This window comes from Methylibium sp. T29-B, assembly GCF_000576225.1.
Lineage (GTDB): Bacteria > Pseudomonadota > Gammaproteobacteria > Burkholderiales > Burkholderiaceae_C > Methylibium > Methylibium petroleiphilum.
Map to the genome: position 1 here is coordinate 1 of NZ_AZSN01000175.1, position 6,952 is coordinate 6,952.

At 70.0% G+C, this 6,952-nt stretch carries 8 protein-coding genes; 4 read left to right on the plus strand and 4 right to left on the minus strand.

Translation table 11 applies throughout. The features are described 5' to 3' along the window. Nucleotides 1–127: 127 nt before the first annotated feature. Nucleotides 128–1,018, minus strand: coding sequence for an alpha/beta fold hydrolase (locus tag Y694_RS18575; protein ID WP_011829176.1), 891 nt, complete (start codon nt 1,016–1,018; stop codon nt 128–130). 50 nt (nt 1,019–1,068) lie between these two features. Here Y694_RS18575 and Y694_RS18580 point away from each other — a divergent pair, with 50 nt between their 5' ends. Then, a complete protein-coding gene (locus tag Y694_RS18580; protein WP_036235226.1) occupies nt 1,069–1,851 on the plus strand; it encodes a 3-hydroxybutyrate dehydrogenase in 783 nt (260 codons plus the stop codon). 106 nt (nt 1,852–1,957) lie between these two features. Here Y694_RS18580 and Y694_RS18585 read toward each other — a convergent pair whose 3' ends face one another. Next, nucleotides 1,958–2,677, minus strand: coding sequence for an SIMPL domain-containing protein (locus Y694_RS18585; protein WP_036235228.1), 720 nt, complete (start codon nt 2,675–2,677; stop codon nt 1,958–1,960). 223 nt (nt 2,678–2,900) lie between these two features. Between Y694_RS18585 and ompR the strand changes: the two genes are divergently transcribed. The 3 genes from ompR (at nt 2,901) to ppk2 (ending at nt 6,165) form a co-directional block, all read left to right on the plus strand. Beyond that, complete coding sequence (gene ompR / locus Y694_RS18590; RefSeq protein ID WP_036235230.1) at nt 2,901–3,638, plus strand: two-component system response regulator OmpR; 738 nt, start codon at nt 2,901–2,903, stop codon at nt 3,636–3,638. Nucleotides 3,639–3,833: 195 nt separating this feature from the next. Beyond that, the gene (locus Y694_RS18595; RefSeq protein ID WP_011829172.1) at nt 3,834–5,138 is read left to right on the plus strand and encodes a sensor histidine kinase; all 1,305 of its coding nucleotides are present in this window, start codon (nt 3,834–3,836) and stop codon (nt 5,136–5,138) included. Nucleotides 5,139–5,229: 91 nt separating this feature from the next. Then, nucleotides 5,230–6,165 carry a polyphosphate kinase 2 gene (gene ppk2, locus Y694_RS18600; RefSeq protein WP_036235232.1) on the plus strand — a complete coding sequence of 312 codons (936 nt, stop codon included), beginning with the start codon at nt 5,230–5,232 and terminating at the stop codon, nt 6,163–6,165. Nucleotides 6,166–6,177: 12 nt separating this feature from the next. Here ppk2 and ispF read toward each other — a convergent pair whose 3' ends face one another. Both ispF and Y694_RS18610 read right to left on the minus strand, forming a co-directional pair. Beyond that, on the minus strand, nt 6,178–6,618 hold the full coding sequence (ispF, locus tag Y694_RS18605) for a 2-C-methyl-D-erythritol 2,4-cyclodiphosphate synthase (protein WP_036235234.1): 441 nt from the start codon (nt 6,616–6,618) through the stop codon (nt 6,178–6,180). Between the two features lie 46 nt (nt 6,619–6,664). Beyond that, nucleotides 6,665–6,952 (minus strand): 2-C-methyl-D-erythritol 4-phosphate cytidylyltransferase (locus tag Y694_RS18610; RefSeq protein ID WP_036235236.1); only part of this gene is annotated, 288 nt, incomplete at its 5' end.

Consider the following 6,952-nt stretch of genomic DNA (forward strand, 5'->3'; position numbering starts at 1 on the left):
AGCACCGCGTCCTGCGACGCGGCATCGCCGGCCGGCTGGCCGGGCGCCAGGGCCTCCTCGCCGGCCACGTCGCCAGCGAGCAGCACGATGGGCGCGGTCTCGAGGGCCGCGTCCGCGGGCACGGTCTTCATGGCGAGGCGAGGAACTCCTGCACCAGTGCCACCTGGTCGGCGGCCACCAGCGTGGGCGCGTGCCCGACGCCGGCCAGCTCCACCAGGCGCGCCTTCGGTCCCCGCTGCGTCATCGCCAGTGCGGTCTCGTGCGAGAGCAGGTCGGACTCGGCACCACGCAGCACCAGCGTCGGGCAGCGCAAGCTGTCGTAGCGCTGCCACAGCATCGCTTCGCCGGCCGCCGCCAGCGCCGGCGTGACGGCCTTGAACGGCAGGCCGATGCGCGGGTCGTAATGCGAAACGAAGCCCTCGCCCTGCGCGTCCTGCACCGGCTTGAGCTGTGGCTTCGTCAGTGCCAGCCACTGCTCGCGGCTGTGCGGCCCGAAGCCCTTGGAGATGCTCCACAGGTAGTCGGCCGCCTCGTCGAGGCTGGCATAGCGCTTGGGCAGCCCGACATAGGTGCCGATGCGCTGGATCGCGTCGGCGCCCAGCGCCGGCCCCACGTCGTTGAGCAGCAGGCGACGCACCAGCGTGCCGCCGGCGCCATCGCGCAGCGAGGCCACGCCCAGGCCGATCAGGCCGCCCATCGAGGTGCCGACCCAATCGACCTGCGGGGCGCCGATGCGCGCCAGCAGCGCCACCATGTCGGCCACGTAGGCGGGCACCTGGTAGCCCGCCGGATCGGCCAGCCAGTCGGAACGGCCGCGGCCCGCCACGTCGGGGCAGACAACGCGGTAGTCGGCCGCCAGCGCCCGGGCCAGGGTGTCGAAGTCGCGCCCCTGGCGCGTGAGGCCGTGCACGCAGACGACGACCCGCGGGTTGTCGCGTTCGCCCCACTCCCAATAGGCCATGCGGTGCAGGCCCTGGGTGTCCAGGCACGGAACAAAGTCGAGTCGCGGTTCGGTCATAGGGTTTCCTCTCGATAATGATCCTACCCAACGCAAGGAGCACCCGGAGCATGTTGAACAGCAAGACCGCACTCGTCACCGGCTCGACCAGCGGTATCGGCCTCGGCATCGCGATCGTCCTGGCGCGCCAGGGCGCGAACATCATCCTCAACGGCTTCGGCGACAGCGAGGCACCGAAGGCGGAGGTGCTGGCGGCCGGCAAGGCCCACGGCATCAAGGTGGGCTACCACGGCGCCGACATGAGCAAGGCAGCCGAGATCGAGGCCCTGATGGCCTACGCGGCGGCCGATTTCGGCGGCGTCGACATCCTGGTCAACAACGCCGGCATCCAGCACGTGGCCAACGTCGAGGACTTCCCCGTCGCCAAGTGGGACGCGATCATCGCGATCAACCTGAGCTCGGCCTTCCACACCACGCGCCTGGCGATCCCGCAGATGCGCAGGAAGAACTGGGGCCGCGTGCTCAACATCGCCTCAGCCCACGGCCTGGTGGCCTCGGCCGGCAAGAGCGCCTACGTGGCCGCCAAGCACGGGCTGGTGGGCTTCACCAAGTCGATCGCGCTCGAGACCGCGACCACCGGCATCACCGTCAACGCGATCTGCCCGGGCTGGGTGTTGACGCCTCTGGTGCAGAAGCAGATCGACGACCGCTCGGCCCGCGAGGGCATTCCGGTCTCGCAGGCCGAGAAGGAGCTGCTGGGCGAGAAACAGCCTTCGCTGCAATTCACCACGCCCGAGCAGTTGGGCGAGCTGGCCGTCTTCCTGTGTTCGGACGCCGCGTCCAACGTGAAGGGCCAGGCGTGGGCGATGGACGGTGGGTGGACGGCGCAGTAGAGCGCGGAGCGAAGGCCGAGGGGCCCCTTCAAGGGGATCGGCCAGCGCAGCAATCGGCGAGGGCGCGGGCTCGACGCCCGCAACCGAGTGACCGCCTGTCAGCGAGCTACCGCGTCAGCTGCACGCTCCCGCTCACCGTCGCGCTGATCGTGCCCTTGCCCGGCTCCACCGGCACCGGCGCGTCCGAGGCCATCGACATCTCGTTCTTGGCGCGGTAGAGCACCGGGCGCGGCCCGCCGCCGCTGTCGGCCGTCTGCACGTTCACCTCGCGCAGCGCATAGCCGGCGTAGCCGAACTGCCGGGCCAGCTCGGTGGCCTTGGCACGGTACTTCTGGATCGCCTGGCCGGTAACCTCGCTCTCGTGCTTCTCGGCCAGCTCGCGCGAGATGCTGTAGCCGACGCTGCTGATGTTCATGCCGGTCAGGCGACCGGCGGTCTGCGCCACGCGTTCGCTGTCCTTGCCTTCCAGCACCAGCTCGGCCTGGCCCTGCCAGCCGCTGATGCGGCCGTCCTTGCCGTAGCGCGGGTAGAGCGAGAAGTTGCCGGTGCGCACGTCCAGCGCGCCGGGCTGGGCAGCCTTCTTCGCTTCCGTCAGCGCCGCGTCGAGCAGCTTCTTCAGCTGCGCCTGCACGGCCGCGGCGTCGTTGCCGTCGCGCACCGCCTGCAGCGTGATGCCGAGCAGGTCCTTGGTGACCTCGATGCTCGCGGTGGTGGTGAAGCTGACGAGGTTCTCGCGCGGCGGCGCGTCGGCCGCATGCGCGGCCGGTAACGCAAGCGCCAGCGCGGCGACGGCCAGGGCGGCGCTCGGGCTCGGGCGCCGGCGCATCAATCGATCGATCACGGAGAGTCCTTTCAGGGCGAAGAGTGGGCGCGGCCCGGCGGCTGCACGGGCGCATCGACGCCACTGTGGCACAGCATCGACGGCTTGCTCGCAACCCCGCTTGCGCCCTCGATTCGGCAAGGCGCAAGATATGTAACAGCGGGAAAACCGGCCCGTTTCACTCGGTTTCGTTGCGCACAATGCCGCTGTTACAAATGCAGGAGAGCGTATGAATGCAACCGCCAACAGCCAACGTCCGGACCGCATCGTCGTCGTCGACGACGATGCCCGCATCCGCGACCTGCTGCGCCGCTACCTGACGCAGGAAGGCTTCGAGGTGCTGCTGGCCGAAGATGCCAAGGCGCTCAACCGCGTGATGACACGCGACACCATCGACCTGATCGTGCTCGACCTCATGCTGCCCGGCGAGGACGGCCTGTCCATCTGCCGCCGGCTGCGCGCCAACAACGACACCACGCCGATCATCATGCTGACGGCCAAGGTGGAGGACGTGGACCGCATCGTCGGTCTCGAGGTGGGCGCCGACGACTACCTGCCCAAGCCCTTCAACCCGCGGGAGCTGCTGGCGCGCATCAACGCCGTGCTGCGCCGCCGCCCCACGCTGGAAGCCCCCGGCGCGCCGGCCAAGGAGGCACAGACCGTCAGCTTCGGCCCGTTCGAATTCGACCTGGCGCTGCGCCGCCTGACCAAGGACGGCGAGCAGATCGCGCTGACCACCGGCGAGTTCTCCATGTTGAAGGCGCTGGTGCGCCACCCGCGCCAGCCGCTGTCGCGCGACAAGCTGGCGCAACTGGCCCGTGGCCGCGAGTTCGAGCCCTTCGACCGCAGTCTCGACGTCCAGATCTCCCGCCTGCGCAAGATGATCGAGCCCGACCCGGCCCAGCCCCGCTACATCCAGACCGTGTGGGGCGTGGGCTACGTGTTCGTGCCGGACGGCGCAGCTTGAAGCACCGCACACTCGCCGTCTCCCGACCCCTGGTGAGCGCTGGCCATGGTTGACCCGCTCATCTCGAATGAACGGGTGAGGCGGGCCTCGCGCGGCACCGCGCGGGCACCCCAGCCACACCGCGCGCGGCCGTCGGCGGAGCGCGCAGCAGCGGAAGCGGCGGCGGACGAATGGCACCTGCTGCCGCGTTTCGCGATGACGCTGTTCTGGCGCACCTTCATCCTGCTGGCACTGCTGCTGTGCGGCGGCATCTTCGCGTGGATGCAGACCTTCCGCGCGCTGGAGTTCGAGCCGCGCGCGGTGCAGGCGGCGCGCCAGATCGCCAGCCTGGTGAACCTGTCGCGCGCCGCGATGCGCTACGCCGACGCGATCAACCGCGTGACGCTGGTCAAGACGATGAGCGACCAGGAGTCGGTCAAGATCGTGCCGCGCGAGCCCAAGGACAAGTACGAGCCCTTCGAGGTCGACCGCTTCAGCCGTGCCGTGGGGCAGGAGCTGCGCTCCCGGCTCGGGCCCGACACGCTGGTCGCCAACAGCGTCAACGGCGTCTCGGGCCTGTGGGTCGGCTTCAACATCGAGCACGATCCCTACTGGCTGCAGGCCGACCCGAAGCGCGTGGAGGCCGTGGCCGGCAGCACCTATTTCGTCTGGACCAGCATCGCGCTGATCGCCACGCTGCTGGCGTCGGCGGTGATCGCCGGGCTGATCAACCGGCCGCTGAAGGAACTGTCGTTCGCGGCCAGTCGCATCCGCGACGGCGAGTTCGAATCGCGCCTCGACGAACAGACCATGACCAGCGAGATCCGCGAGGTCAACATGGGCTTCAACCGCATGGCGCGCGAGCTGGCCAAGGTGGAGGAAGACCGCGCGGTCATGCTGGCCGGCATCAGCCACGACCTGCGCACGCCTCTGGCTCGCATGCGGCTGGAAGCCGAGATGAGCGTCGTCGACGAGGAGGCCAAGCGCAACATGGCGGCCGACATCGACCAGCTCGACGCCATCATCGACAAGTTCATGGACTACGCGCGACCCGGCGAGGTGAAGCTGGTGCCGGTGCACCTGAGCAGCGTGGTCGACCGCGAGATCTCGGCCTTCCGCGACCCGACGCAGATCCGCATCGAGTCGCGCGTGGCGATCGACACCCGCGTGATGGCCGACGACACCGAACTCGGCCGGGTGCTCGGCAACCTGTTCGAGAACGCCCGCCGCTACGGCCGCTCCACCGACGGCATCGCCTACGTGGTGGTCAGCTACGCGCGCACCGGACCGTGGGTGATCGTCAGCGTGCGCGACCACGGGCCGGGCGTGCCGCCGCAGAAGCTCACGCAGCTGACCACGCCGTTCTACCGTGGCGACGCGGCCCGCACCGCCGCCACCGGTGCCGGGCTGGGGCTGGCCATCGTCGAGAAGGCGGTGCAGCGCATGGGCGGCAGCTTCGAGATCGCCAATGCGGCCGACGGCGGCTTCGTGGCGCACATCCGGCTGAAGCGGGCGCCCTAGGGCCACCGGCCCGTCACGAAACGGTCACGCGAACCGGGCACGCTCGGGCGGGACGCCTGCGTCCTCCCGCAACCCCTCGCCTGCCCCGCCCATGAGCCTGAACGACCGGACCGACCACGACGACGACGACCTGCTGCAGCGCCTCCACCGCGATCTCGTCGACAGCTACGACGAAGAGCTCGAGATGGAGATCGACGACCGCGACCTCGTGTCGCCGTCCCGCGCGCCGAGCGATGCCGAGCGCGAGGCCCAGCGCCTGGAGCGCAGCCGCTACTTCCGCGAGCTGCTGCGCCTGCAGAGCGAGCTGGTGAAGCTGCAGGACTGGGTGGCCGCCACCAGGCACCGCGTCGTCATCCTGTTCGAAGGGCGCGACTCGGCCGGCAAGGGTGGCGCCATCAAGCGCATCACGCAGCGGCTCAACCCGCGGGTATGCCGTGTGGTCGCGCTGCCGGCACCCAACGACCGCGAGCGCACGCAGTGGTACTTCCAGCGCTATGTGTCGCACCTGCCGGCCGGCGGCGAGATCGTCCTGTTCGACCGCAGCTGGTACAACCGCGCCGGCGTCGAGAAGGTCATGGGCTTCTGCAGCGAGGCCGACGTCGAAGAGTTCTTCCGCTCGGTGCCGGAGTTCGAGAAGATGCTGGTGCGCTCGGGCATCCAGCTGATCAAGTACTGGTTCTCGATCACCGACGAGGAGCAGCACCTGCGCTTCCTCGGCCGCATCCACGACCCGCTGAAGCAGTGGAAGCTCAGCCCGATGGACCTGGAATCGCGCCGCCGCTGGGAGGAGTACACCAAGGCCAAGGAAACGATGCTGGAACGCACCCACATCCCCGAGGCGCCCTGGTGGGTGGTGCAGGCGGTGGACAAGAAGCGCGCGCGGCTCAACTGCATCGCCCACCTGCTGGGCCAGATGCCCTACCACGAGGTCGAACGTCCCACGGTCACGCTGCCCGAGCGCGTGCGGCACGCGGACTACCTGCGCCACCCGGTGCCCGAGCACATGATCGTGCCCGAGATCTACTGAACCCCCGGCCGTTCAGGCCGGCAGCAGCAGGCACACGGCGCGCGCCTCGATGGCCTCGCCGCGGCCCACCGGGCCCATCTTCTCGGCCGTCTTCGCCTTCACGTTGACCTGCGACGCCGCCACGCCCAGACAGGCGGCGATGCGCTCGACCATCGCCGGGATGTGCTGCGCCATCTTCGGCGCCTGCGCGACGATGGTCGCGTCGACGTTGCCCACCACCCAGCCCGCCTCGCGCACCCGCTTCGCCGCCTCGGCCAGCAGCACGCCCGAGTCGGCGCCGGCGAAGCGCGCGTCGGTGTCGGGGAAGTGGCGGCCGATGTCGCCCAGCGCCGCGGCCCCGAGCAGCGCGTCGGTGATCGCGTGCAGCAGCGCGTCGGCATCGGAGTGACCGAGCAGACCGTGGCTGTGCGGAATGTCGACGCCACCGAGGACGAGCTTGCGGCCGGTGACCAGCGCATGCGTGTCCCAGCCTCGCCGATGCGGAACGGAACGGGGTTCATCAGCGTGTCCTCAGCAGTCGTTCAGCCAGCGAAAAATCAGCCGGCCAGGTGAGCTTGAAATTCTCCAGCGATCCCGGCACCAGCCGCGGCGCGTGGCCCAGCGCCTCGATCGCGCTCGCTTCGTCGGTGACGGCGTCGCCGGCGGCGCGCAGCGCCTCGCGCAGCAGGCCCAGACGGAACATCTGCGGCGTCTGCGCCTGCCACATCGCGCGCCGCTCGACGGTGGCCGAGACGCGGCCCTCGCCGGGGCCGGCGCCTTCGCGCTTGAGCGTGTCGGCGACCGGCAG

What these genes read in the sequence shown, in the direction of transcription:
- Y694_RS18575 (WP_011829176.1), bottom strand. Translation starts at nt 1,018, where the DNA reads ATGACCGAACCGCGACTCGACTTTGTTCCGTGCCTGGACACCCAGGGC.
- Y694_RS18580 (WP_036235226.1), top strand. Translation starts at nt 1,069, where the DNA reads ATGTTGAACAGCAAGACCGCACTCGTCACCGGCTCGACCAGCGGTATC.
- Y694_RS18585 (WP_036235228.1), bottom strand. Translation starts at nt 2,677, where the DNA reads ATGCGCCGGCGCCCGAGCCCGAGCGCCGCCCTGGCCGTCGCCGCGCTG.
- ompR (WP_036235230.1), top strand. Translation starts at nt 2,901, where the DNA reads ATGAATGCAACCGCCAACAGCCAACGTCCGGACCGCATCGTCGTCGTC.
- Y694_RS18595 (WP_011829172.1), top strand. Translation starts at nt 3,834, where the DNA reads ATGACGCTGTTCTGGCGCACCTTCATCCTGCTGGCACTGCTGCTGTGC.
- ppk2 (WP_036235232.1), top strand. Translation starts at nt 5,230, where the DNA reads ATGAGCCTGAACGACCGGACCGACCACGACGACGACGACCTGCTGCAG.